Source organism: Parashewanella sp. 2210YD4-3, from assembly GCF_056591735.1.
In genome coordinates this window covers 508,522-533,809 of record NZ_JBWQOG010000001.1, presented here as the reverse complement: position 1 = coordinate 533,809, position 25,288 = coordinate 508,522, and the positions used below count along the sequence as shown (strand labels likewise).

Genomic DNA, 25,288 nt, shown 5'->3' with positions numbered 1-25,288 from the left:
CCAACTGGGAGAACAAAATGATCCAAAACAATAGCTTGGTGTCAATCTTGTCACGTTCAACTGAGAGTGCAGCATGGAAATTAGGTCTCGGGATGGGGGTTGGTGCCATTGCTGGAGGGTTACCTTTGGCTGCAACGGGAGGCGCTGTCGCAGCAGGACTTCACCTTTGGAGTTGCACTTCTAAATGGTTGACTCAAGGTGCTTCAAACGAAGAAAAAGTTCATCAAAATATTGAGGAACTCGAACTTGTAGTAGGTGTGTTTTTTACCAGTTTAAAATGCAGTAATCCTATGGTTGCCTCTTTGACAGTTGCCGGTGGTTATACGGTTAAATCTGTCGTAAGAGCTGTAATCACAGAAGAGTACAATATTAATTCTACTAGCAATAATGATGATCATAAGACTTCAGTCAATATGAGCTTTGCAGCTCTTATTTCTGGCTTTTTGGGAGGTGCTTGGGGTCATGCTATGGGACAAAAAATTACACAGAGTTTGAGTTAATCAGCTGTTATTTTTCCATCAATTCATGCATTATTACCAAGACACTAAAAGACTACAAAAATAACAATAATGAAGCAGGTTAGCCGCATTCCTAAAATTCATGTCAGTAAAAAAGGATTTACCTTAGTTGAACTGATCGCCACTATGGTATTGATCGGTATTCTTGCGGTTAGTGTTGCGCCAAAATTTTTAGGGCCGAGTAATTATAGTGCTTATGCGGTTCGAGCTGAATTAATCAGTGAATTGCGTCAACTCCAGCTAAGGGCGATGAATAACACTGATCAATGTTTTCGCTTTTCAGCAACAACGCAGGGATATCAATCCTTAGTTGCAGATAAAAATAATATCGGTGCTTGTGCTTCCAATTCTTATCGAAATTTTCTACCGTTAAAACCATGGCCAAAAGGCGTCGAAGTGACATCTCATCTCTATTTACCACCGACAACCTTTCTGTTTAATTTTTCAGGCAGTGGCAGTTTGGAGACTATTGGCAACACGTTTACAGATAAAATAACCATTACAATACGTGCCGGAGATACCGTGAAAATTGAGCTTTCAAAGGCAGGGTATATTCATGGGGCCTAAATTTATCTGCAAAAAAGGTTTTACCCTGATTGAGTTAGTTGTGGGTATGATGGTACTAGGCATTGGTTTAGTTCTGATGGCCACTATGCTGTATCCACAAGCTGATCGTGCTGCTGAGAATATACATCGTATGAGGGCTACGGAATTAGCGCAATCGGTAATGAATGAGATTTGGTCGAAAAGATACGATCCTAATTCTGGAGTTGGAGGAATTCCGGCTTGCGGTAGTCCATCAGCACCAAGTTGCTCGAATGTCTTCTCTCCTGGTGGAAAAAGCCGGAACAATTTTGAAAATTTGAACGATTATAATGGATTGAATCAAAAAAGCTTGATGCTTGATTCGACTCAAACCTATGCTCAACGCTATCCTAATTATCAATTAAATGTGTCGGTGAGTTCGACTAACCCAAGTGTGTCTAAAACCATTATCATCACGGTCACAACACCACTCAATGAAGCTATTCGGTTTACTGCTGTAAGGAGCAACTACTAATGATACGCTCCTATAACAAAGCGGTGGGGTTTACCTTAATTGAACTGGTAACTGTCATTATCATTCTTGGTATTGTGTTGGTTGGTGTGAGTGGTTTTATTACCTTTGGAACTCGCATTTTTGTAGATTCAACCAGTGTTGATAAAGTATTAGGAGAGAGTCGTTTTGCAATCCAACGGATGACACGAGAGTTACGTACTGCTTTACCCAATAGCGTCCGTGTGAATACAGATAATGCTAGTTATCAATGTATAGAGTTTGTGCCTACCTTTGCATCGACAAGCTATATTCAAATTCCGTTAACTGCACCGTCAAGAACTGCCACTGTGTTCCGTGATGATATCAACAGCAAGATCCCTCCTTTTTCTCGAGCTTATGTGTACCCGATAAGTGCGGATGAAATTTATATTACGAATACTCAAAACTCTATTGCTGCAAGGGTATTTTATAGTTCTAGTCCAAGCAACACCTCACCGACCTTGACACTTACTTTTTTTGGAGACACCCGCTTCAAGTACTCATCACCACAAAAACGAATGTATTTTACTCGTAATCCGGTCACCTATTGCATATCAGGGGTATCGGACACAATCGAGCGCTTTGACAACTATAGCTTTAATGTAACATTACCTACACCTCAGAATCGTGGTTCAGGTAGTGTGATCGCTCAAAGCATTGTAAACGATATTAGTGATGCTTCAGATAGGCCGTTTAGCCTGTTGCCTTCTACCTTAAGGCACAATGCCATTATTCAAATGAATTTAAGGTTTGAAGTATTAGGGCAAAGTATGTCGTACCAACATCAAGTGCAGGTGCCGAATGTTCCATAAAAATAATAGCTTGATGAATCGTTCAAAGCAGCGAGGCAGCATGCTAGTGCTGGGTATTTTTATCCTAACCGTGATGTTTCTGCTGGCAGCTACGTTGATCAAGGTTTCACAAAACGAAGATCAAGCGATAACCATAGAGGTACAAGGTGCAAGAGCATTATTTGCGGCGAATAGTGCGTTAGATGCAGGCTTGGCACTGCTGTTTCCAGTTGCTGGTGGTGGAGATTGCTCAAACGTAAATAATGCATATGGAACTAATAAGGATTGGCGTAATAATGATGTAGCCTTGCAAGCTTGCCCAGTAACACTAACCTGCCAAAGTTACACGGTTGCCAATGTCGGCACTCAATTTAGATTAACGGCTAAAGCTGTGTGTGGGGACAGCACTCCAAATCGAGTCAGTCGCACAGTTGAAGTCATGGCGAGATAATAATGAAAATAACAAAGTTTTCTCAGTTTTATTCAATTGCCTTATTGTTATTGCTTAGTGTTTTTTCGTGGCAAAGTTGTGCTATTGATGTGGAGCAGTTTCTTAAATTTGGAACGACCCAGTCAAGCGCAAACAATGCCAATTATCAATCCGTAACCGTTACTTTCGATACGCCATTTCCTGCAGGTGCCACTCCCGTTATTTTTATCACTCCCACAATTCCTATCAGTAACACTAATGGAGAAGGCCCTGCGTCCATTTATATTCTTAGTGTAGACCGATTTGGTTTTACTTGGATTCAGCGTGAGCCTCCATCTCCAATTAATCGGTACCGTCCATCGAGTATAATGCGAAACGTTAACTGGATTGCGGTAACTCCTGGTACTCATCAATTGCCCAATGGGCAAGAGCTGTTTGCTGGAACGCGTCAGGTTAATAATGCACTTAATTTAAGTAACGCCGCTTGGACGACTGTCACCAATGATGCTGTTGACTATGATGCTTTTTTAACTCAAATTCAGACAGACAATAACCGCCGAAATAATAGTAACAACAGCCATTGTTGGGTGACGAGTGTAAGCCGTCGAGCCATTCAATCCAATGGGGCCGTGAATGGTGATATTAACTTAGATACATCGGAAGTTTATAGACGAATTGGTGGATTTAATTATTGTGCACCAAGTGATTCAGTGAGTGTAAGAACTGAAAATGTTGGTTATTTGGCGTTAAAAATTGGCAGTGGTGTTGTAGATTACAATGCGACTCAGCAACTTAGATTTCAGTTCGGTAATGGAGTGACAGCAACAGGGAATGGTGTACGTGATCTTAATCAGCAGTGTAGCCACACAACTAATCTTGATGGGTTTACTGGTACCCCTTTTTTAGTAGCAAAAAAAATTACCCGAAAAGGAGGTGATGGTGGCTGGTTACGTCGATGCCGATTAAATCAAAATCAAGTCAGTGCAGTAGTAGATGAAGATACTTTTCGCGACTCAGATAGACGGCATCGAGATGAAGAATACAGCTTTGCAGCATTTGAATTGATTGATAAGCAGCAAGCGCAAATACATCATTTTGAAATGCAATACAGTGATTCGCCTTTTACTTGTAAACCTGAGCCGATAGCCATTAAAGCCTGTGCAGATCAAAGTTGTAGTACTTTGTATCAAGGCGCAGTAACGGCCACTTTATCACCGAACATTAGTACTGCTCTTGGAGGCTGGTTGATTGATGGTAATCGAGTTTCGCAAGTTAACTTTAATTCAGGCCGGTCGACTGTTGATTTAAGCTATTTTTCTACAGATGCGATTCGCATTGGTGTCAGCTCATCTTCTCCGCTCGCTTTAACGCCAACCTTGTGTAAAAAAGGCAATGGGACTGCAAGTACACAAGCATGCTTAATGGATTTTTCAGGCAGTGGTTTTATATTTTCCATTAATGATGAGTACGCGAATAAATCGCAAGAGGTAATAGTTGAAGCTAAACGTTTAGATAATCAAGGTCGCTGTGTTCCTTTGTTTAGAAACAAGCAGCGCTGGGTTGAATTCTCAAGTAAATATATAGAGCCAAGCACACCTCTTAATGCAGCCAATGTAACGGTCGATGGACAACCTATTTCAAAGCAAGCTACTAATCCCAGTGAGTTAAGATTACGATTTAATGGTCAAGGGCAAACCTCCATTAATGTGAATTATCCTGAAGCAGGCAAAGTCGAGCTTAACTTACAATTCCAAAACAATAGATTGGAACTAAAAGGCAGCGATCAATTTACCCGTTCTCCAGTCGGTTTTTGCATAGAAACTGATCCAAAAGCTGAATATAAAGGTGGCTTTGACGCAAATAGTGCATTCAAGAAAGCAGGAGAAGAGTTTGGTTTAAAAGTCACCGCTAAGGCTTGGCAAAGTGATAATGACAGTGATTTTTGTAATAATTTGACGACACAAAATTATCAGCAGCAAAGCATTCAATTAACTCATCAGTTGATTGCTCCAATTGGTGGCGCAAAGGGCAATCTCAAAGTCACAAACTTTAACTATCAGCAATCGAGCGATGGCAATACCGTTAATCAATCTGTCTCTGAAGTTGGCGTATTTAATTTTACTGTGTCAGCGCCTAATTACATGAACATCAATAAAGCAATTGTTGATGCTACATCCAGTAATGTAGGTCGTTTTGTTCCTGCCAGTTTTAATGTAAATGTTGTTAAACCCAAACCTTTTCCAGTATGTGGTGAAAGTCTTTATATGGATCAGCCGTTTGATCTTAACTATCAAATAACGGCTGTTAATAGCTCAGGTACTCATACACAAAATTATACAGGTTCATTTGCTAAAGCGGATATGCGTCTTATGGCGCTAAGTGGTACTCAAGATCTAAGCTCAAGATTAAATGCTAAGGTATCTGGCTCTGGCAGCATCAAATATATCCCTACAGTGAATATTGGCTGGTCGAACGGTCAAGGTTCAATAAATTCTAATCCCATTTTTGAAAGGCAATCATTACCAGACGGGCCATATTTAAACTATGACATCGGTATTGCTCTTGATGATAAGGATAACGGTATTGCGAGCATTAATGGTGCTGATATGACGCCAAGAGGTTGTAGTTCTCAATCATGTAAAGGCTTAAAGCTATCAACTACTCCCATTGATTTCTACTATGCTCGAGCTTTTACTGAAAACGGCTATGGAATCGAGTCTAAGGATATAAACACCAAAGTAAAAATTCAGATATGGGATTCTGCTTCGAAGAATTGGCTGGATAATAAAACAGACAGTTGTACGACGCTAGCTACTTCAAATTTGGTAAATCCTCAATATGCCCCTTCTATTGGGGCGGGACAAAGTATCAGTCGAGAGTTTGGTAATAATGGTCGATTTAGTAATGGACAATTGCAATTAATTTGGAAACCCAGTTCTGTTCCATACTATCGAGGAAAGGTAACATCTGAACTGACAGTTCCTACATATTTAAAGTGGCGCTGGCCTTGGGCTAACCCTGCTGGTAGTGATGCAAACCCTATGTCGAACGCCTATTTCGGTCGCTTCAGAGGCCATGACCGCATCATTTATTGGCGCGAAGTTCAGTAAATTATCTAACGAGAGAGCTTATATTCGCTCTCTCATTTCGCGGTTCTAAGGCTCTAACTTTATCCCCGAAAATTCAACACATCTTGTAGAGAGAAATCACCGCCTTGCAATACAGGCATTAGGCCAACGCCAGAAACATCGGTGTTAGCGTGAATTCTGAACCAATAATTGTTATCTGCTTTAGTATCTTCCACATAAGCTAGCAATAAGCGCCCAACGTCTTTCGCTTTAAAAATAGTGATGCCGTTAACGTCATAATCTTTTTCTGTTGGAGGGCAGTTTTTACGTTCAGTAATGGTAATTTTTTGGTCAGGCTTTACGATGATTGCTGCCAAATAAGCGGGCATGCTTTGGGTATTTTTATTGAAGACAAAATAAGTATCATCACCCGCTTTGATGTTAGTGATATCGGTCTCTTGAAGAGAAGACAACAGAAAAGGGTGTTCAACACTACCATCGGCGTTGCCATCATCGACAACAGTTGGGATGGAGTCACACTGAGTGGTTTCAGCAGCCCACAAATGGCCACACGTTACGCTTGATAACGCTAATAGGCTGAGATTTATTAATTTTGATAAAGACTTCATTCGACACCTCTATATTTCTATTTAAATAAATATAATTGTAAGGAATCGATACTGAATCTAAGGTAAATGTAAGGCGCTCTTGGATGTTAAAGAGTGAAAGGTCTAAAAAACGAAACACATACTTTGCAAATCACAGTTAAAATAAATCACGTTAGGCTCATAACTTGCGGTTTCAGCACTTGTGGAATTGACAGGGCATTGATAAAGTTAACAGAATTTATATTATTTCTTTGATTAATTGGTTTCTCGGTTCAAACCCCTTGAAATGAGAAGCTTGCTTAGGGCGTATTTATCTTTTTCTTCGCATTTAAAGATAAATACGTCTTAGATTTATTTATGACAGGCAGGACCCATGTTCAAAAAACTGCGCGGCGTTTTTTCTAATGATCTTTCCATTGATTTGGGAACAGCAAACACTCTTATTTATGTCAGGGAGCAAGGCATAGTACTTAATGAACCTTCCGTAGTTGCAATCCGTGGTGAACGAAGTGGTTCAGGACAAAAGTCTGTTGCCGCGGTGGGGACTGAAGCGAAGCAAATGCTAGGTAGGACTCCTGGTAATATTCAAGCCATTCGTCCAATGAAAGATGGTGTTATTGCCGACTTTTATGTAACCGAAAAAATGCTTCAGCATTTCATTAAGCAAGTACATAACAACAACGGTTTTTTCCGTCCAAGCCCACGAGTATTAGTTTGTGTTCCCGTTGGTGCTACTCAGGTTGAGCGTCGTGCGATTCGTGAATCTGCAATGGGCGCAGGTGCACGAGAAGTGTATTTGATTGAAGAACCAATGGCGGCGGCAATTGGTGCTGGTCTGCCGGTGTCAGAAGCCACAGGTTCTATGGTTGTTGACATTGGTGGTGGTACGACTGAAGTTGCGATTATTTCTTTAAATGGTGTGGTGTACTCATCGTCCGTTCGCATTGGTGGCGATAAATTTGATGATGCCATCATTAACTATGTGCGTCGCAATTACGGTAGCTTGATTGGTGAAGCAACAGCAGAGCGAATCAAACACACGATTGGTACTGCTTATCCAGGTGATGAAGTGCTCGAAATTGAAGTTCGTGGACGTAACTTAGCCGAAGGTGTACCAAGAAGTTTTACCCTAAACAGCAACGAAATTCTTGAAGCCTTGCAAGAGCCGTTAAGTGGTATTGTGAGTGCGGTAATGGTTGCACTCGAGCAGTCTCCACCAGAACTGGCGTCGGATATTTCTGAGCGAGGCATGGTGCTAACTGGCGGTGGCGGTTTGCTACGTGATTTAGACAGACTGCTAATGCAAGAAACCGGTATTCCTGTCGTGGTAGCCGAAGATCCCCTCACGTGTGTTGCCCGCGGTGGTGGTAAAGCGCTTGAGATGATTGATATGCATGGTGGCGATTTGTTCTCTGAAGACAGTTAATTAATTCTCGCTGAAATCCTGCATCTTCAGGTATCACGAGTCTATAGGGCGTTTGCTATACGAATGCATTTATGAAGCCAATTTTTGTACGTGGAATTTCCCCTCAAACACGACTGCTTGTAGCAGTCGTGTTGTCGATCATACTGATAGTGGCCAATCCCTATTTAGTGCCATTTAGAAGTGCCCTTGCCGGACTCTTAACCCCTTTCCAGTATCTTGCGAGTTTGCCAAATATCGCGCTGAATTATTCAGTTGAAGCTTTAGCGACTCGTGATATGTTGCAAAAGCAGAATAATCAGTTGCTCAATCAGCAACTCTTGATGAGTGAGCGCTTGCAACGTTTTGAACATTTACGCCAAGAAAACCAACGACTGAGAACTTTACTGAAGTCGCCTGTGCGTATGAATACGCGTATCAAAGTGGCTGAAGTCATCGAAGTTGCTAATGATCCTGCTCATGAGTATGTAGTGTTAAATCAAGGACAAAACGATGATGTTTTTGTAGGGCAACCGGTTATTGATGGGCAAGGCGTCGTGGGTCAAGTGGTGCAGGTAAACCCGTATAGCAGTCGAGTGTTATTACTGTCAGATAGTACTCATGCAACACCGGTTCGAATTACTCGCAACGATGTTCGCATGGTAGCGAATGGCACGGATGAATTGGATCAACTTGAGCTGAAATTTGTAGCTAAAAGTACCGATGTAAGGGTGGGAGACCTTTTGGTCACATCTGGGCTTGGACATCGTTTTCCTGAAGGCTATCCGGTTGCTCGTGTTGTGAGTGTCAATAAAGATGATGGTCAAAAGTATGCTCAGGTTACGGCAGAGCCATTGGCGGCGCTGGATAGAATACGTTATGTATTACTGGTTTGGCCTAACAATGATAAAAACATTCAAGTTAAAAGCAAGGAGGAGACTCAATGAGTTATCAGTCTGCTTCAGGAAGAATGGCAGCATGGCTCACCTTTATGGTGGCCTTAGTATTGCAAATTATGCCGTTGCCAACCGAATTAGAAGTATGGCGACCTGATTGGGTGTTGATCACCTTAATTTGTTGGACCATGAGACTTCCTCTTAGATACAGTATTTTTACAGGATTCATTCTGGGTGTGATATTAGATGTGCTGTTAGGGGCAACCATTGGCATTCGAGCTCTTGGGTTTTCTATCTGTATTTATCTTGTTCTTATGTATCAACAACGGCTGATGAATTTCCCTCGCTGGCAGCAGTCTTTGGTGGTATTCGGTATCGTTGTTATCTATCAATTACTGGTGAACTGGGTGGAATTCATTTTAGGTGTTGGAACCTTTTCGGTTTCCTTACTTTATTCTGCCATTAGTAGTTTTGTTATTTGGCGTTGGGCCTATTGGGTGATCCGCAGTATTGCCCACAAGTATCGAGTAACCTAAGGTTTATGAAAAAACTAGTATTAGCGTCTACCTCTCCAAGACGAAAAGAGCTGTTGAATTTGATTTTACAGCTGTGGCCTCAACAAACTTTTGAGTGTGTCTCGCCAGATATAGATGAAACCCAATTTGATGATGAGTCACCCAAACAACTGGTAGAGCGGTTAGCTGTTGAAAAAGCCAAAGCTGGATTGGCGTTAATTGATGGTGATGCCTTGGTAATTGGCTCAGATACCATAGTGGTAATTGACAATCAGGTGCTGGGTAAACCTAAAGATGTTACCGATGCCAAAGCGATATTATCTCGATTGTCTGGAGTTAGCCATCAAGTGATGACGGCTGTTGCCATTATAAGTGCAAACGAAGTTTTGGCTTGTAGCGTAACGACACAAGTCCAATTTACCGAATTAACAGACGCGGTTATTGAAGCTTATGTGGCTTCTAAAGAGCCAATGGATAAAGCGGGTGCTTATGGTATTCAAGGCATTGGCGGCACTTTTGTTGAGCAAATCCAAGGTAGTCATTCAGCCGTGATTGGCTTGCCTATGGCAGAGACTCAAGCACTATTAAAACAAGCATTAAATTCATAATAGGAAAGTTAGATAGCAGGGATTGAGAAGCGCTTCAGACAGAGAACAATACAATGAATTCAGAAGAAAAATCAAAAGCAAAAGCGAATAAAAGCTCCGAACTTTTGATCAATGTTACTCCCAGTGAAGCCCGAGTCGCTTTAATTGAAGATGGCTCTTTACAAGAAGTACATATTGAGCGTCGCACTAAGCGGGGATTAGTAGGGAATATTTATAAAGGCAAAATTAGCCGAGTTTTGCCGGGTATGCAGGCCGCTTTTGTAGATATTGGTTTAGACAAAGCGGCTTTTTTACATGCCTCAGATATTGTGCCTCATACTGAATGCGTCGCTGAAGTGGAAAAAGGAAATTTCGTTGTTCGTGATATTGCCGAACTGGTAAAGCAAGGGCAATTTATCATGGTGCAAGTGGTGAAAGATCCACTGGGTACCAAAGGTGCTCGTTTAACGACGGATATTACGCTTCCTTCCCGTTATCTCGTTTTTATGCCCGGCGCCGGTCATGTCGGTGTATCTCAACGTATTGAGTTTTCTGAGCGAGAACGCTTAAAAGCCATTGCAGAACCTTTTGTTGATGAGGATGGTGGTTTTATTATTCGCACCGCTGCTGAAGGGGTTGGGGAAGAAGAATTAAAACAAGACGCCGCCTTTTTACGTCGAGTGTGGCAAAAAGTGATTGAACGTCGCCGCCGTAAAGGGGCATGTTTGTTGTATCAAGATTTACCACTGCAAGTTAGAATCGTACGTGATTTTGCTGGAGCGAATTTAGAAAAAGTACGGGTCGATGCTCAGCGTATTTACGAAGAGTTAGTTCAGTTTGCTGACGAGTTTATGCCACAAATTGCCTCTAAGATCGAACACTACGAAGGCTCTGAGCCTATTTTTGAATTGTACGATGTAGAAAACGAGTCTAAGCGCGCTTTAGAGCGAAAAGTGGAGCTTAAGTCTGGTGGCTATTTGATCATAGATCAAACGGAAGCCATGACGACGATCGACATCAATACCGGCGCTTTTGTTGGGCATCGTAATTTAGAAGAAACGATTTTTAATACTAACCTTGAAGCGACCAAAGCCATTGCTCGTCAGTTGAGACTAAGAAACTTAGGCGGCATCATCATTATTGATTTTATTGATATGATCAATGAAGATCACAAACAACGAGTGCTCAACAGCTTGCAAACTAACCTAGATAAAGACAAGGTCAAAACCAGTGTTAGTGGATTCTCAGGCTTAGGCTTAGTAGAGATGACCCGCAAAAGAACACGGGAAAGCCTAGAGCACGTGTTATGTGAGCCATGTAGTGTATGCCAAGGCAGTGGCAGCATGAAAACCGTCGATACCATCTCTTATGAAATTTTTAGAGAAGTGATCCGCTTAAATAAAACCTACGATGCTGACGAGTTTATTTTATATTGTTCGCCATCAGTACATAGCAGTTTAACGGGTGAAGAAAGTCATTTAGTTGCGGAACTCGAGGTTTATGTGAACAAACGTATCCGTGTGAATGTCGAAGCTATGTACCCTCAAAATAAATATGATGTGGTGATGATCTAGTGCAATGGACAGCAATACTTACACGCTTTTTTCAAATCAGTCTGAAAATTCTCGCAGGCTGTTTAGTGCTGTTTGCATTGCTGGTCAGTTTGATCAGAGGGTTACTGCCTCAATTGGATGAGGCTCGCAATGAGCTGGTTCGGTTTGTCGAAGATACATATCAAGTTCAGGTTTATGTAGGAAGCTTGTCTGCACACTGGCAAGCTTATGGCCCCTCAATTACCGTCGACGATTTGGTGCTGCCTGAGCAAGATAAGCTACCCGCGACCCTGATCTTACAAAAAGTGCAGATCAAATTAGATTTTTGGCAAACACTGCTGACCTTATCTCCAAAGATTGAAGACGTTAAGGTTGATGGTGTCCATGTCGGATTAAAGCTTGATCAAGTTGAGCAAGAAGAAAAAAAGCTCTCTGAAAACATTGAGCAACAAGCTGAAGGCACAAATCCAACTGCACCCCAACTCGATTGGCTTTATCAACTGCTGTTTGAGCAATTGCAACAATACTCGCTATCCGATGTCAGTATTCAACTGTTAAGCCATGAACGGCAATTTCAGCCCATTCATATTCAAAATTTTCATTGGCTTAATCGAGGAGAGCGCCATCGAGGTCAAGGCGAATTAAAGCTAGATAATAATTCAGATGCCTTAGAATATTTGGCATTAAAATTTGATTTTCATGGTGATGGTTACAAGCCAGATTCGATTAAAGGTCAAGCTTATCTAGAAGCGAATGCTTTAGATTTAGGAGAATGGGGCGCCAAGCATCAAAGTGCTCTAAATCAGTTAGCGGCGATTAATTTACAAGGTGTAATTAATCTTCAGGGCTGGGCAAACTTTGAAGATCGAAACTGGAAGTCAGGTTTAATTCGTTTTAAACCCAGTTGGCTAAAGTGGAAGTTAGATGACGATACTCAGCGCTTTGAAATTAATAAAGGTGAGTTTAGTTGGCTTAATACCGAGAACGGTTTTAGGTTACGCAGCGATCGTTTAGATTTTGTCAGTAATGATCAGAGTTGGCATGGATTGTCATTAGCAGCCGATTATCAACAGCATAAGCTACAGGCTCAAATCACCAGCCTTAATTTAGCGTGGTTGGAACCTTTGCTTCCCTTGATCCCGCAAGTATCGAACCAAATGCTTACTGATTGGCATCAATTAGAGCCTCAAGGTTATATTGGTGAAACCCAACTGAGTTATTCTGTAAGCAGTGGATTGCAGCTAGCCAGTCAATTAAAGCAAGTCAGTTGGAATTCAGTCAATAATGGTCTGGGAGTTGCTCCATTCAATGCTAATTTGAACCTGCAAGCTGATAAACTTTATTTGTCATTACCAGAACAAGGTTATCAATTAGACTTTGGTGAGCAGTTCATTGAAACTTTGCACCTAAAAGGTGAACCTCTCAAAGCGTCATTCGCATTTTCTGACGGACAATTAGATGTGCCCAAATTTCGTTTTTATAATGCAGATCTTGATATAAAAGGAATGGCGAGTGTTGACTTAACGCAGCAGGCTGGATTAGCTCTGGCGGCTAATATTGCTATTCATAATGTTAACCATGCGTTTTTATATCTTCCTCAGTTGGCCATGGGTAAAGACTTAACGGATTACCTCACTGGTGCATTAGTAGCGGGTAAGATTCCTAATGCCGAATTGGTTTGGCAAGGAAACTTCAGTGACTTTCCGTTTAAACAAAATACTGGCGTGTTTCAGGCTGGTTTTCAGCTAGCAGATGCGACATTCCGCTTTCAACCAGATTGGCCCAATATTGATAAATTAAACTTATCTGCTTTATTTGAAAATGCCCGAATGGATTTGCATGTCAACAAAGGTCAATTGATCAAAGTACCGATTGATGGTGCTCATGTGTTTATCCCAGTAATGGATGAAAAATCAAGGCTAGGCGTTCAAGCTGAGCTTCATCCTAAAGGGGAAAATGCTACTGAGGTTTTACAGTCTTCACCACTGTCTGATTCGGTTGGTAAGGTGCTGAATATCGTTCAAGTACAAGGGCGAGTAAAAGGGATATTAGACCTTGATATTCCACTCTACGAAGGTGATGAAGCACAAATTCGTGGCCAAATTAGCCTTAAAGATAATCCAATTTACATTTCTGAGCCTGGGATCGAATTACAAAAAGTCAGCGGTGATGTTCGCTTTCAAAATGATGTCGTTGAAGGCGATGATCTTTCCGCGTTGTTATTTCAGCAACCGACACAGTTATCGTTTGATACTGAGCCACAAACAGATGCGACCAACTTACATTTAACTATGGGTAGTCAGTGGGATTTAAGCAATCTCCCTGTTGAGTTTGAAAACCCGCTGTCGCCATTTTATTCGGGCAGTATGGACTTAAAAGCCAAACTTAAGATGGTGTTCAGTGATACAGGTTACAGTTTGCAAGGAACTGTGGGATCAGATTTAGTTGGGGTGACTCTAGATTTACCCGAACAATTAGCTAAGACCGCTAAAGAAAGTAAATCTTTGCAAGCTGAAATAGCAGGAGATAATAAGCAGCTTTCGATGAGCGTTAAACTTGGTGATCAAGCTGAGTTTTGGGGAAGTTTTGATCCTGACAACCAAAAGAGGCTAAAAGCCTATGATGTCATTATTGGGCGACTGTTTCAGCCTGGTGATGCATTGAATGATGAAGGTGGTCAACTTCGTGCTGAGCTTAAGTATGCGAATCTTGAAAAATGGTTGCCCTTGGTGGATGCTTTTACTTCAAACTCAGAACCTCCTTTGACCCATCTAGCTGTGAATACAACCCCGAAACCTCCCTTCTTTCCTGAATTGGTTTCAATTCAATCGCAAATAGAGCACTTGGATTTTATTGGGCAATCTTTCAAGCAACTGCAAATGAACGCCAATCCAAAACAAGGTGATTGGGTGTTTCATGCTTCATCGGATAACTTTGCTGGAAAGCTCACTTTCCATAAAAATTGGAATGAGCAAGGCATCAATATTGATGCCAGCAAACTCTACCTCTTTACTGAACAGCCATCACAGCAGAATGATAAAAAAGCATTGCCAGAAGAGGCACATGTGCCGTCTACCATTGATGCAGCCAAAAATCTTGAAGTACTAAAAGGGCTTCCTGTTCTGAGCATATCGGCCGACGATTTTCGGTTTAAAGGATACCAATTGGGAAGTTTGAGTTTACAAGGTCACCCTGAACCAAAACGTTATGTACTCAATCAAATCGCATTAACGACCCCAAAAACCAAAGTGATGGGAACGGGTGAATGGCTGGCTTCTACTGAAAAGACGTTTGGCGCGACTAACCTTAACCTAACTATCGACGCACAAGAATTCGATGCAGTGGTAAAGCAGTTTGATGTAAGTCCGGGGATTAAAGACGCGCCATTGAAAGTCACCTTAAACACTCATTGGCAAGGTGCTCCTTACGATTTCGACCTATCTAGACTTAATGGCGATGTTAACTTTAATCTTGGCAAAGGCCATTTAACCGAAGTGAGCGATAAAGGTGCTCGAATTTTCTCATTATTCAGTTTGGACTCGTTATTGAGAAAATTGTCATTTGATTTTTCTGATGTATTTGGCAAAGGCTTGTACTTTAATTCGTTTACTGGGGATTTACGGGTTGATAATGGTGTTGTTAAAACCACTAATACTGAGATGGATGCGGTGGCTGGTACGATGCGAGTTCGAGGCTACACGGATTTAACCCAAAAAAGTTTAAATTACGATATTCGTTTCTCACCTAAATTGGCTTCGAGTGTTCCGACTGTGGTATTACTAAGCACACCCGGTTGGGCTATTGGCTTGGGAGCTTTTGCACTGACTAAAGTTTTAGAGCCAGTGATTGAGGTGATTTCAGAAATCCGTTTCCGCTTAACGGGGACTATGTCTAATCCTCACTTAGAAGAAGTGGAGCGTAAGCGCAAGGAAATTGAGATCCCTGATGCGGTTTTACGTGAAGTTAATCCAAGTGCGGTTCGAGATAAATCACCCAAGGCTGAAACCGTGCCAGAAAAATCATCTAAGCCATTAAAACCAGAAGTCAAAATTGAGAACAAACCAGAACCTAAAGCTAAACCGGAAAACGAACCTGTAACCAATACTTCTAAAGAGGGTTAAGATGCAAATCAGCGTATTACAATGCTCTAGTGGGCGCGATTTTGAAGAAAACTTAGCTTTTTTGCACGACCAGTTTGAAGCGCTTTCAAAAAATGAAAACCAAGATCATTTGGTGGTCCTGCCTGAGTGTGTATTACTGTTTGGTGGTCATGAAAGCTTGCAGGTGGATGCAATGGGAGAAGGCGAAGATAATCCCTTTACTCAAGCATTATCAAGGCTAGCGGCACAATATCGAGTGTACTTAGTGGCTGGAACAGTGCCTGAAAAAGCACAAGATGGTCGCTATTATAGCCGCAGTTATGTATTTAGCCCTCAAGGTCAGGTTATGGGGCAATATGATAAGCTGCATTTGTTTGATGTGGATGTGGCCGATGGCACTAAGCAATATCGTGAGAGTGAAACATTTTGTCCGGGTGAACAGGTCGTTGTGGTCGATACACCAATAGGAAAAATTGGTTTAGCCATTTGTTATGATCTGCGGTTTCCTGAATTATTTCAGGCCATGAGAGAGCAAGGCGCTGACATGATTGCAATTCCTGCTGCATTTACTAAGGTTACAGGGAAAGCCCATTGGCAAACGCTTTTGCAAGCGAGAGCCATTGAAACCCAAGCCTATATCGTCGCAGCAGCTCAGTGGGGGCAACACCCAAGCAGTCGCAGAGAAACTTGGGGGCACAGTATGATTGTGAACCCTTGGGGTGAAATTATTGCAGAGAAGCCTTCTGATACAGGGTGGGTGCAGGCGAGGCCAGATTTCGCTAAAATGAACAGAATTCGCAATGAAATGCCAGTGTTAAAGCATAAACGCTTTCAGTCGGCCATCTTGAAATCAATAGAGAATTAAATTTGATGTTAACCCAAGTGGGACAAAGTTTACTTGGCGATAAGCTAAGTCTAGATACCCTTTCAAACTATTTAACCCTTATCCATCAACATAATATTGATTATGCTGATTTGTACTTTCAGGGCAGTCGCCATGAATCTTGGGTGCTGGAAGATGGCATCATTAAAGAAGGTAGCTTTAATATTGAACGTGGTGTCGGTGTTCGAGCCATTACTGGCGAGAAGACAGGCTTTGCGTATGCCGATGAAATTACCCCTGAAGCACTGGAATCGGCATCACTAGCGGCACGAGGGATTGCAAGCGGGGGAAGCAGTTATTCTGTGCAAGCGGCTAAAGCCACAATTCAACCCGCGTTATACAGTAGCCAAGATCCTATCGAAGCGATGGAGCAATCGCGAAAGATCGATTTACTCAAACAAGCCGATGCCTACATTCGTAGTTTAGATAGCCGTATCGCCCAAGTGGTTATCAGCTTATCTGGTGTTTACGAAGAGGTTTTAGTGACAGCCAGTGACGGCACTTTGAGCGCCGATGTTCGCCCTCTTGTTCGATTCAATTGCAGTGTCTTGATTGAGGAAAATGGCAAACGTGAACGAGGGGCGGCTGGTGGCGGTGGCCGTCATAGCTATGAAGCTTTCATGGAAACCGATGATGAAGGGTTGCCAGTGAGTTTCAAATTTGCCCGTGAAGCCGTGCGACAAGCACAAGTGAACTTACACGCGATTGATGCACCTGCTGGCGAAATGACCGTAGTTTTAGGTAATGGCTGGCCGGGAGTGTTGTTACACGAAGCAGTAGGTCATGGTCTTGAAGGTGATTTTAACCGTAAAGGCAGTAGTGCGTTTTCTGGTCGTGTTGGTGAACAAGTAGCCTCAAGCTTAGTGACGGTAATTGATGATGGTACTATCGAGCATCGTCGTGGTTCACTGACTGTTGATGATGAAGGGACGCCAACTCAAAAAACGACCTTGATTGAAGACGGTGTTCTTAAAGGCTACATGCAAGACAAACTCAATGCTCGATTAATGGGCGAGGAGTCAACGGGTAATGGCCGACGCGAATCATATGCTCATTTGCCTATGCCGCGAATGACCAACACCTATATGAAGTCGGGCGACAGCGATCCACAAGTGATCATCAAGTCAGTTGATAATGGCATCTACGCGCCTAACTTTGGTGGTGGACAAGTGGATATTACTTCAGGAAAGTTTGTGTTTTCGGCATCAGAAGCATACTTAATTGAAAAAGGTGAGATCACACAGGCTATCAAAGGGGCTACATTAATTGGTAATGGCCCAGAAGCCATGAGTCAGATCAGCATGGTCGGTAATGATTTAGCCTTAGATCATGGTGTTGGCGTTTGTGGTAAAGATGGTCAAAGTGTGCCTGTTGGCGTTGGTCAGCCTACGCTTAAACTGGATCGCCTTACTGTAGGTGGTACCGCTTAACCTTTATATTTTCATGGCTCAGAGTCCTAGCTGAGCCATTATTATCTATCTCTATAACCTTTCCTTTAAATTAATCTTACTTCAGAGTTCAATATTTCTCTTTGAAAAACACTATCTTTCAGTTAAATCATTCCTCTTAATTCATGACTTAACAGCCCTATGTCCATAGACGCAATAAGCGGTAATCCAAATTTACAACAATTTTGCCAACAAGACTTCCCTAAAAGCGGGGAAGTCTCTCAACCATTAGAGATTTCTATCAACGCAAAAAAATATTGTTATCAGGTTACCATAGTTGATCTCCGACCTGCTGCAGTACAGTATCTTACTGCTGAAACGGATGAACATAACTCAGTTGCAGCTGAATCAGAAGATGAGCATTCAAAAGACTTACTGACTAGTGAAAAACAGGAAGTCAGTTCACCTGAAATAAGAAGATCGGTAAAAAGCGCTCTAGATGGATTATTAGAGGTTCAGCGATTATGTAAAGGTATGAGATATTGGCAGAATGAGCCATTTAAAACTGAATCTGATAATAGTAGTTTATTGAGCAGCTCGTCCGTGGAAGTCATTACAGAAAATGAAATTCTTAAAGCTTCGAATATGGCAAGCGAGATCCCTGAAAGCACATCTAAGAATCCACTCTCAATTATTAAACGTAGAATTTCCAGAGCAAAATCGAATGACAGGAAGAAAAGTACAGATCATTCATCATCATCTTCACCAGTCAATCTTGCCGATGAAACGGAAAACAGCAGTAGCTTTAATAGTAAATGTTCACTAAAAGACAACTTGCATCAACTTGAAGTATTGGTTAAGGGCAAGAGCATGGCTAAAATGTTTTCAGAAGCTTATTTAGCCAAATTAAATAACCTCCATTGTGAATTGAGCCTATTAAAAAGTGACTTTGAAACAGAGCAAAGTTCATACGTTGATTCTAAGCATTCAGATGTTGCAGGAGCAAAAAAGCAAAACCAAGCAGCTAAGTTAGGCGAAGCTGAAGCAACTTCAACCATCTCTCCTTTGGAGCAAATTCAAAAAGCCTTATGCCAAGTGTGTAATATGATGGTTGATGAATATCGTGCAAAAATTGATGAAAGTGATCCAACATGTGCTGCTTTGGTATTTGCGATTGATTATTTAAACAAGATGCAAGACTATGGTACCAATACTAGAGAAGTAAAGAGCCAAATAAATTCTTGTATAGAGCAATGTGTCACTCAGCAACTCTATACGATTGATGATTGCTTAACGGCTGACGAGCTGAGTGGTTTCCTTTTTAATTTTACTGGCTTGTTTGAACGAGTTACGTCGTTAGAAAATCCTGAGTTACTTCATCAATATTATATTGTGCTCGCCAATAAATTTAGTCAATTTGTTGATGTTACCGATTCGAATAATTTTCCTCAATCTCGAAGACAGCAATTGTTTGAGGTAATTCCTCAGTTAAAGGGGATATTAGCAACTATAAAACAAAAATATATTGGTTTATTGAGTGTTGAAGCTCAACAAGTTATCGATAATGTAGACAGTGACACTCCTCCTCATGATTGGATAAAACAAGAACAACTTGCAGGTAAAAACCTTTTAGCATTACTTGAACTGTTAGAAAAACAGAGTGAAGACGTTGAGGAATATTTTTCTCCAGCGAGCCAAGCTGCGGCTCAGAAACTCAAAGAACTCAGTATTTATTTACTGGATAGATACATCATGCGTGAAACGAGTGCTTATCCTGCAAAGCTTCTTGATATGCATATGAAAGCAGTATCGACATTATCGAGAAAAGTTCGCTTGTCTCGTGACCCAAGTGACATAGATAGATTGAACACAACCCTTATTCACTGTGAAGTATTGGCTAAACACTACAGTGAATTGAAAACACCAGTGGCTCTTGAAAGTTTGGAGATTTATCAGAATTTTCTTGAAGAGGTGTCGCTCCTTGAAGGAAGGCTAAGCACAAAACACTCACCTCATAGTCAATCTGCACAGAAAAGTATGGAGAATTTGCAAAAATGGGCTGGGTTAGTATCTCAAAAAACACTCGCCCAAGAGCAACTGACATGGGAAGGGCTAAAAAAGTCTAATGCTGGTTGGGATGAGGTTGAACCAATCGTAGAGAGGTTAATTTGCTTGTCTCAGTGGGAACTCAAGGAAGTTGAACAATGCAAAGCAGCGCTAGAGCTAAGTGCGGAAATTGTTTTTGCAACACTGTCTGAACTACGAAAAAGTATTGATACGAAAGATAAATCTAAGCTTCAGTCAGCTATAGAACAATATCAACAAATTGAAAACCGCTTCAAAGCACTATCCCATATAAAAGCCGATGACGTAGTAAGAGCAGAAGTTTTACGGAAATTGGAACAAGAAGTCGAAAACCTGAAGGCTCAATTATAGCTAAATCAATATAAAATGACGCACTCAGCTGGAATTAAAAGAAATTTAGGCAAGGCAAATCGGTGACTACATAGTTATTACCGACATACAAAGCTGTCGTTATTACATTGCTACGTTGAGACGATTTAACGCAGCATAAATTTCTTTTAAACCAGCCTGTAAGGAGCTTCTGTGGGGGCACACTTTTTTGTTACATCAATTTATAAGGTATCTACATTATTGCATTGATGCGCCTCAAATTGTGCCTCCACAGAAAGCTCTGAGAATGTCATTTTATATTGATTTAGCTATAGATATAAGTTACTGATAAGAAAAGGCAGTAATAAGCTCTAGTTACTGCCTTTATACACCTCACCAGTTTTGACGTAAATAAACGAATAACTCTTTATTGGCTTTGGACTCAGGGTTTTTAGCCAGTTCTTTTTTCGCCTGACGAACAAGTTGTCTTAATTTTTGGCGATCTAGCTGTGGGTGTTCTGAAATTAGCTCATGGATCTTACTATCACCTTCAGCTAATACTTCATCGCGAATACGTTCAAATTTTTGAACTTGAATGCTCTCACTACCCGTAAGTAAATGCAGTTTTTGAAACTTCTGTTTCACTTCATCCAAGTCTGCTATGCGCATCAGTTTGCCAATATACTGCATTTGGCGGCGATAGGCTTCAGTTTTGGGTTTGATGGTTTTTACTTTAACTAAGTTATCAAATAAGAACTCATCAAGCTCCATCATTTGCAACTGCTTTTTAGATAATGCCGCTAATTGCTCACCAAACTTTTGGATTTCAGCACTTTCGTGTTTGAACTCTGTACGGCTGATGTATTCATCATCATGATCAAATGGCTGTTTATTCAGCAGAGCTTCATCGATTACGTTCATATTGAGTGGAATGAGTTTTAGGAATATTGCTTATTATAACATTGCAGGAGTTTACACAAAACAGTTGAGTATCCTCCAGAGTATCCTTGTCACTCAAAAAGTGCGTTAAACCATGAACAAAGCTTAATAACGACTTGAAACCATTTATCTAAAATTCAAAAACTGGTGTTTACTGTTTTATCGAAGCGTATGCCATGAAGTATTGTCCTGAATCGTATCCCAATGATCCACGAGTTACTCTTCAACTATCGAAATACGTAAGCCTTAAGTGAAATGGATTCATTTGATAAGCAATCTAAAGAAGGTTTGACTCAATTTCTAAAGAGCCCTCAGCATACATAGCAAACTTATGATAACCTAAAGTCATTAGCACCAATTTAAAGAGAACCTTTGTGGCTCAACATCAATTAGACTCCGAACTTTCACACCTACAAGATGCCGTTTCGATGGCATTGGAATGTGCACATCAGCTAGGTACGACTGCGGCCGAAACAGCCATCAGTAAACAACAAGGCTTTTCCGTTGGTACTCGAAATAAAGAAGTGGAAACCGTTGAATTCAATAAAGACGGTGCTCTAGGTATTTCTGTTTATCGTGATGGTTGTAAAGGCAGTTCATCTACATCTGATCTTAGCCCTGAGGCGATTAAGCAAGCTGTTAAAGCCGCTGATGATATTGCCAAACTCACCAGTCAAGATCCTTGTCATGGCTTGGCGGATGCCGACCTAATGGCGACAGAATTTAAAGAACTCGACTTATATCACCCACAAGAACTCGATGCGGCGGAATTAACCCAATTAGCCATTGATGCTGAAACCGCCATGCTTGATTTTGATAAACGCATGAAAGCCTCTGATGGTGCTTCAGCGAACGCTCATACAGGCATTAAAGTTTATGGTAATAGCCATGGCTTTTTACAAGGGCGTTGCAGTTCTCGTTATAGCTTAAGCTGTGTGGGTATTGGTGAAGACAAACAAGGTGGTATGCAGCGTGATTACGATTATACGGTAGCACGTAAATTCAATGAATTATGGACACCTGAAATCGTCGGTCGCAAAGCGGCAGAAAAAACCGTTAATCGCCTAGGCGCTCGTAAAATTGCCACAGCTAAAATGCCAGTGTTATTGACGCCGGAAATCTCAACTGGACTGATAGGTCACTTGGTGAGTGCCATTAGTGGTAGCAGTCTGTATCGCAAATCGACGTTTTTGCTAGATGCCATTAACACCCAAATCTTTCCAGAGTGGTTCAGTATCCATGAACAGCCACATTTAGTTGGTGGGTTAGCAAGTGCTAACTATGATTCTGAAGGAGTTTCGACGACTGAACGCGACATCATTGCAGCTGGCACCCTAATGACGTATTTACTTACCAGTTATTCAGCTCGCAAGTTGAATTTGCCAAATACAGGTCACGCTGGTGGTATTTATAACTGGACAGTAAGTGATAGCGGCCAAACCTTTGATGAATTAGTCAAACAAATGGGAACTGGCCTAATTGTCACTGAAGTAATGGGGCAAGGTGTTAATCCTGTTACAGGTGATTATTCTCGTGGTGCAGGTGGTTTCTATGTTGAGAATGGCCAAATCGTTCACCCCGTTGAAGAAGTGACTATTGCGGGCAATCTTAAAGACATGTTTGCTAGCATTCAAGCAGTTGCGAAAGATCGTGATTTGCGTTCTTCCATTCGCACGGGGGGCATGTTACTTGATGAGTTGCAGGTAGCTGGGAATTAAGCTTTTTTCATATTTCATTGCTGTTAGGAGATGGCTGTTCTAACTTAAAAGTCATAGTGTAAAGTTTATTAAGGCTTTTTATGGGCATCACTCCTATTGCAGCTAATGCTTATAGCGAACACGTTAAAAATCAGCGTAAGCCAGATCAAGAGCAATACCTAATCGATAAAGAAGGCGTCAAAGAGTTATTAAGATCTGGCGCTATTATGACTATGGCTGAGTTTAAAGCCAGTGAAGAATTCAAGAACTTCTCTCGAGAATATCGCCTCCAAAAAGAATCCATTAAACAACATATTCAACAGTCATTGACTCAGTGCTCTGCTGATGAGAGGGCGGTAATGTCGATATTTCTCGATCGCTTTTTGTTAAATGCATTAGATAACAGCAATAAACGATTCAGTGTGTTTTCTGATGACGAGTTGCAAGAGCATATTTATACTCGAGTGAAAGATGATTTTGGTGAATTTGTAGGTATTCTCAACCAAAGCAGTGAAGAACTTAATAGCCAAGATATTATGCGAGCGATGATTCTATTGCTACCTGAACGTGATAACGGCAGTGCATGGATTTCATATTGTACTCAAGTAGCGATTCAGTGCCTTAAAAAATCTCAAGAAAACGCACGCCAGTTAGCAAATGCACAAGCAAAAGAAGCTGAACATTCGGCATTGTTAGTGGCTATTGAAGAAAATAAATTTGATGTGGCGTGTAGCTTATTAAGCCACCCATCAGCAAAGTTACCTATTACTGACACTGATGAACATGAGCGGAATGTTTTGCATTTAGCGAGCATGAAAGGGCAAGCCGATCTTGCTGAGTTAATTTTGGCTAAAAGAGCCCCAAGCATAAACCCACTTGCCTTGGATGATAAGGGCAATACTGCTTTGCATTGGGCTGTAAGTAGTGGGTCGTTGGAAACGGTCAATGTTTTGCTTGCGACTTTAGGCGATCAGATGTTTAAGCCAAATCATAATGGTCAAACGCCTATTCATACGGCAGCGAAACAACCGAATTCCATGGTGATGCAACAGTTGTTAGATGTCGCTACTGTCAAAGATGTGAATCAGCAAGATAAGCATGGAAATAACGCTGCGCATGTGGCTGTGATAGCGAATAACACGCAGATTTATAGAATGTTGGTCGGTGCAGGGGCAAACCCTCGAATTACCAACCATCAAAACCAATCTGTTTTTGATTTAGTGATGAATTTACAACAAAGCTTTTCTAAGGCTGAAAATCGTTAGGTATCAGTACCATCATTACCAGTAGTCACAATATTCCATCCGTCGTCAGTTTCAGCTTTATAATTGATGGTTTCTGATCGACTAAAATGCTCTTTCATTATCTTCTCAAAATCTTGCTTGTACTTTCGATTGACCAATTCTATTGGGTAGCGTCCTTTGTTATTTGGTAGTACTTTCGAACCTTTGTTAACTAGAATTCGAAAAATTTCTAAGTGGCCATGTTTTGCGGCTATATGCAAAGGTGTTTGTCCTAACTTGTCTTGTGCATCTAATTTGGCATCATCAGTGAGTAGTTCGTGAATAGAGCGCTCTGAGTTATGTTCGGCTGCAACATGCAAAGCCGTTCTACCTTCTTTATCCGTGATATTGATATCGATATTTTGCGTTTTTAGAGCTTGTATTGTGCCTTGATGATTGTATTCGACGGCTAAATGAAGCGCTGGAGTTCGGGTAGCTTCACTATCTGAAAAATGAAAGCTTTCACTAGCCCCTGCATGAAGTAAATGTATGGCTGTTTGAGCCTCCCCATATACGCAGCAATATTGCAACGGAGTATAACGATAAACACTTGGATTCCACTCATTTCTAGGAGTCTCTAAACAATGACCTTGTCGTATAAATTCAGCGATTTTTTGGTCTTGTTCGCAGAGATAAGGCTTCTGTTTACCGGCTTCTTTTAACTTAGCTTTATTTAGAGAAGCTTGAGAGTGCTCAGCCGTTGTTTTTAATTCAATTTGATCTTGAGAAGTTTGTACCTGTGCTTGAGCTTTAGCGTGCGCTCGAACTCGCAAGTGTTCTTCACGTTTAGCGTCGAGTAAACTCCATATTTTAAAGCTTTGTGCAAACTGCCACTCTAGTTGTTTTATTATTGCTTGGTGCGGTATTGGAACAAGGGGCTTTTTTACCCTAAACCAACTTGCTTTTGGGGTTATATGCCAACCTTCTAAGAGCATTTCATTCGAATGAATTAAAGTATATACATGTGAATGAGTTACACCATCCTTTTGTATTTCAACAGTGAATGGCTGCCCCTGTGTACGCGCCATTTCAGAAAGTTGTTTGCTGTTTATGTTATAAGTTTGCTTTTTAGCATCATATTCAAATTTGAAATGGTGCTGAGCTTCTGCTTTTACTGCCATATTACTTCCATCATCTTCGATCGTTAGTAATAACCAT

20 protein-coding genes are annotated in these 25,288 nt (G+C 41.2%); 17 read left to right on the top strand and 3 right to left on the bottom strand.

The window, feature by feature from the left end:
- Positions 1 to 17 precede the first annotated feature (17 nt).
- The 6 genes from AC1EU0_RS02260 (at position 18) to AC1EU0_RS02235 (ending at position 5,927) form a co-directional block, all read left to right on the top strand.
- The gene (locus AC1EU0_RS02260) at positions 18 to 500 is read left to right on the top strand and encodes a hypothetical protein (protein ID WP_480300273.1); all 483 of its coding nucleotides are present in this window, start codon (positions 18 to 20) and stop codon (positions 498 to 500) included.
- Between the two features lie 69 nt (positions 501 to 569).
- Positions 570 to 1,085: a type II secretion system protein gene (locus tag AC1EU0_RS02255; RefSeq protein WP_480300272.1), complete on the top strand. Its 516-nt coding sequence runs from the start codon at positions 570 to 572 to the stop codon at positions 1,083 to 1,085.
- Positions 1,075 to 1,578 (top strand): prepilin-type N-terminal cleavage/methylation domain-containing protein, encoded by a 504-nt coding sequence (locus tag AC1EU0_RS02250; RefSeq protein ID WP_480300270.1) that lies wholly within the window; start codon positions 1,075 to 1,077, stop codon positions 1,576 to 1,578. Before AC1EU0_RS02255 ends, AC1EU0_RS02250 begins: the two co-directional genes overlap by 11 nt.
- Positions 1,578 to 2,408 carry a prepilin-type N-terminal cleavage/methylation domain-containing protein gene (locus AC1EU0_RS02245; protein WP_480300269.1) on the top strand — a complete coding sequence of 277 codons (831 nt, stop codon included), beginning with the start codon at positions 1,578 to 1,580 and terminating at the stop codon, positions 2,406 to 2,408. The genes AC1EU0_RS02250 and AC1EU0_RS02245 overlap by 1 nt, the downstream gene beginning before the upstream one ends.
- The gene (locus AC1EU0_RS02240; protein ID WP_480300267.1) at positions 2,398 to 2,838 is read left to right on the top strand and encodes an MSHA biogenesis protein MshP; all 441 of its coding nucleotides are present in this window, start codon (positions 2,398 to 2,400) and stop codon (positions 2,836 to 2,838) included. Before AC1EU0_RS02245 ends, AC1EU0_RS02240 begins: the two co-directional genes overlap by 11 nt.
- A 2-nt stretch (positions 2,839 to 2,840) precedes the next feature.
- Positions 2,841 to 5,927 carry a DUF6701 domain-containing protein gene (locus AC1EU0_RS02235; RefSeq protein ID WP_480300265.1) on the top strand — a complete coding sequence of 1,029 codons (3,087 nt, stop codon included), beginning with the start codon at positions 2,841 to 2,843 and terminating at the stop codon, positions 5,925 to 5,927.
- Between the two features lie 59 nt (positions 5,928 to 5,986).
- On the opposite strand, the gene AC1EU0_RS02230 is transcribed toward AC1EU0_RS02235, so the two are convergent.
- Positions 5,987 to 6,514 carry a hypothetical protein gene (locus AC1EU0_RS02230; protein ID WP_480300263.1) on the bottom strand — a complete coding sequence of 176 codons (528 nt, stop codon included), beginning with the start codon at positions 6,512 to 6,514 and terminating at the stop codon, positions 5,987 to 5,989.
- A gap of 352 nt (positions 6,515 to 6,866) precedes the next feature.
- On the opposite strand from AC1EU0_RS02230, the gene AC1EU0_RS02225 reads away from it, so the two are divergent.
- The 9 genes from AC1EU0_RS02225 (at position 6,867) to AC1EU0_RS02185 (ending at position 20,253) form a co-directional block, all read left to right on the top strand.
- Entirely contained in the window at positions 6,867 to 7,919 is a 1,053-nt protein-coding gene (locus tag AC1EU0_RS02225) for a rod shape-determining protein (RefSeq protein ID WP_121839653.1), read from the top strand.
- Between the two features lie 71 nt (positions 7,920 to 7,990).
- Positions 7,991 to 8,842 carry a rod shape-determining protein MreC gene (gene mreC, locus AC1EU0_RS02220; RefSeq protein WP_480300261.1) on the top strand — a complete coding sequence of 284 codons (852 nt, stop codon included), beginning with the start codon at positions 7,991 to 7,993 and terminating at the stop codon, positions 8,840 to 8,842.
- Positions 8,839 to 9,327 (top strand): rod shape-determining protein MreD, encoded by a 489-nt coding sequence (gene mreD, locus AC1EU0_RS02215; RefSeq protein ID WP_480300259.1) that lies wholly within the window; start codon positions 8,839 to 8,841, stop codon positions 9,325 to 9,327. Before mreC ends, mreD begins: the two co-directional genes overlap by 4 nt.
- 5 nt (positions 9,328 to 9,332) lie before the next feature.
- The gene (locus AC1EU0_RS02210; RefSeq protein ID WP_480300257.1) at positions 9,333 to 9,914 is read left to right on the top strand and encodes a Maf family protein; all 582 of its coding nucleotides are present in this window, start codon (positions 9,333 to 9,335) and stop codon (positions 9,912 to 9,914) included.
- A gap of 53 nt (positions 9,915 to 9,967) precedes the next feature.
- The gene (gene rng / locus AC1EU0_RS02205; RefSeq protein WP_480300255.1) at positions 9,968 to 11,467 is read left to right on the top strand and encodes a ribonuclease G; all 1,500 of its coding nucleotides are present in this window, start codon (positions 9,968 to 9,970) and stop codon (positions 11,465 to 11,467) included.
- Positions 11,467 to 15,567, top strand: coding sequence for a YhdP family protein (locus tag AC1EU0_RS02200; RefSeq protein ID WP_480300254.1), 4,101 nt, complete (start codon positions 11,467 to 11,469; stop codon positions 15,565 to 15,567). The genes rng and AC1EU0_RS02200 overlap by 1 nt, the downstream gene beginning before the upstream one ends.
- A gap of 1 nt (position 15,568) precedes the next feature.
- Positions 15,569 to 16,411, top strand: a complete 843-nt coding sequence (locus tag AC1EU0_RS02195; RefSeq protein ID WP_480300252.1) for a carbon-nitrogen hydrolase family protein — start codon at positions 15,569 to 15,571, stop codon at positions 16,409 to 16,411.
- 5 nt (positions 16,412 to 16,416) lie between these two features.
- A complete protein-coding gene (gene tldD, locus AC1EU0_RS02190; RefSeq protein ID WP_480300251.1) occupies positions 16,417 to 17,859 on the top strand; it encodes a metalloprotease TldD in 1,443 nt (480 codons plus the stop codon).
- 159 nt (positions 17,860 to 18,018) lie between these two features.
- Positions 18,019 to 20,253 carry a hypothetical protein gene (locus AC1EU0_RS02185; RefSeq protein ID WP_480300249.1) on the top strand — a complete coding sequence of 745 codons (2,235 nt, stop codon included), beginning with the start codon at positions 18,019 to 18,021 and terminating at the stop codon, positions 20,251 to 20,253.
- A gap of 351 nt (positions 20,254 to 20,604) precedes the next feature.
- Here the strand turns inward: AC1EU0_RS02185 and yjgA are convergent, their stop codons facing one another.
- Positions 20,605 to 21,132: a ribosome biogenesis factor YjgA gene (yjgA, locus tag AC1EU0_RS02180; protein WP_480300248.1), complete on the bottom strand. Its 528-nt coding sequence runs from the start codon at positions 21,130 to 21,132 to the stop codon at positions 20,605 to 20,607.
- A gap of 392 nt (positions 21,133 to 21,524) precedes the next feature.
- Between yjgA and pmbA the strand changes: the two genes are divergently transcribed.
- Together pmbA and AC1EU0_RS02170 are read left to right on the top strand one after the other, a co-directional pair.
- Positions 21,525 to 22,868, top strand: a complete 1,344-nt coding sequence (gene pmbA, locus AC1EU0_RS02175; RefSeq protein WP_480300247.1) for a metalloprotease PmbA — start codon at positions 21,525 to 21,527, stop codon at positions 22,866 to 22,868.
- 80 nt (positions 22,869 to 22,948) lie between these two features.
- Positions 22,949 to 24,112, top strand: coding sequence for an ankyrin repeat domain-containing protein (locus AC1EU0_RS02170; protein ID WP_480300246.1), 1,164 nt, complete (start codon positions 22,949 to 22,951; stop codon positions 24,110 to 24,112).
- Here the strand turns inward: AC1EU0_RS02170 and AC1EU0_RS02165 are convergent.
- A complete protein-coding gene (locus tag AC1EU0_RS02165; protein WP_480300245.1) occupies positions 24,109 to 25,251 on the bottom strand; it encodes an ankyrin repeat domain-containing protein in 1,143 nt (380 codons plus the stop codon). The two genes, AC1EU0_RS02170 and AC1EU0_RS02165, sit on opposite strands and share 4 nt — an antisense overlap.
- Positions 25,252 to 25,288 lie beyond the last annotated feature (37 nt).

What these genes read in the sequence shown, in the direction of transcription:
- AC1EU0_RS02260 (WP_480300273.1), top strand. Translation starts at nt 18, where the DNA reads ATGATCCAAAACAATAGCTTGGTGTCAATCTTGTCACGTTCAACTGAG.
- AC1EU0_RS02255 (WP_480300272.1), top strand. Translation starts at nt 570, where the DNA reads ATGAAGCAGGTTAGCCGCATTCCTAAAATTCATGTCAGTAAAAAAGGA.
- AC1EU0_RS02250 (WP_480300270.1), top strand. Translation starts at nt 1,075, where the DNA reads ATGGGGCCTAAATTTATCTGCAAAAAAGGTTTTACCCTGATTGAGTTA.
- AC1EU0_RS02245 (WP_480300269.1), top strand. Translation starts at nt 1,578, where the DNA reads ATGATACGCTCCTATAACAAAGCGGTGGGGTTTACCTTAATTGAACTG.
- AC1EU0_RS02240 (WP_480300267.1), top strand. Translation starts at nt 2,398, where the DNA reads ATGTTCCATAAAAATAATAGCTTGATGAATCGTTCAAAGCAGCGAGGC.
- AC1EU0_RS02235 (WP_480300265.1), top strand. Translation starts at nt 2,841, where the DNA reads ATGAAAATAACAAAGTTTTCTCAGTTTTATTCAATTGCCTTATTGTTA.
- AC1EU0_RS02230 (WP_480300263.1), bottom strand. Translation starts at nt 6,514, where the DNA reads ATGAAGTCTTTATCAAAATTAATAAATCTCAGCCTATTAGCGTTATCA.
- AC1EU0_RS02225 (WP_121839653.1), top strand. Translation starts at nt 6,867, where the DNA reads ATGTTCAAAAAACTGCGCGGCGTTTTTTCTAATGATCTTTCCATTGAT.
- mreC (WP_480300261.1), top strand. Translation starts at nt 7,991, where the DNA reads ATGAAGCCAATTTTTGTACGTGGAATTTCCCCTCAAACACGACTGCTT.
- mreD (WP_480300259.1), top strand. Translation starts at nt 8,839, where the DNA reads ATGAGTTATCAGTCTGCTTCAGGAAGAATGGCAGCATGGCTCACCTTT.
- AC1EU0_RS02210 (WP_480300257.1), top strand. Translation starts at nt 9,333, where the DNA reads ATGAAAAAACTAGTATTAGCGTCTACCTCTCCAAGACGAAAAGAGCTG.
- rng (WP_480300255.1), top strand. Translation starts at nt 9,968, where the DNA reads ATGAATTCAGAAGAAAAATCAAAAGCAAAAGCGAATAAAAGCTCCGAA.
- AC1EU0_RS02195 (WP_480300252.1), top strand. Translation starts at nt 15,569, where the DNA reads ATGCAAATCAGCGTATTACAATGCTCTAGTGGGCGCGATTTTGAAGAA.
- tldD (WP_480300251.1), top strand. Translation starts at nt 16,417, where the DNA reads ATGTTAACCCAAGTGGGACAAAGTTTACTTGGCGATAAGCTAAGTCTA.
- AC1EU0_RS02185 (WP_480300249.1), top strand. Translation starts at nt 18,019, where the DNA reads ATGTCCATAGACGCAATAAGCGGTAATCCAAATTTACAACAATTTTGC.
- yjgA (WP_480300248.1), bottom strand. Translation starts at nt 21,132, where the DNA reads ATGAACGTAATCGATGAAGCTCTGCTGAATAAACAGCCATTTGATCAT.
- AC1EU0_RS02170 (WP_480300246.1), top strand. Translation starts at nt 22,949, where the DNA reads ATGGGCATCACTCCTATTGCAGCTAATGCTTATAGCGAACACGTTAAA.
- AC1EU0_RS02165 (WP_480300245.1), bottom strand. Translation starts at nt 25,251, where the DNA reads ATGGCAGTAAAAGCAGAAGCTCAGCACCATTTCAAATTTGAATATGAT.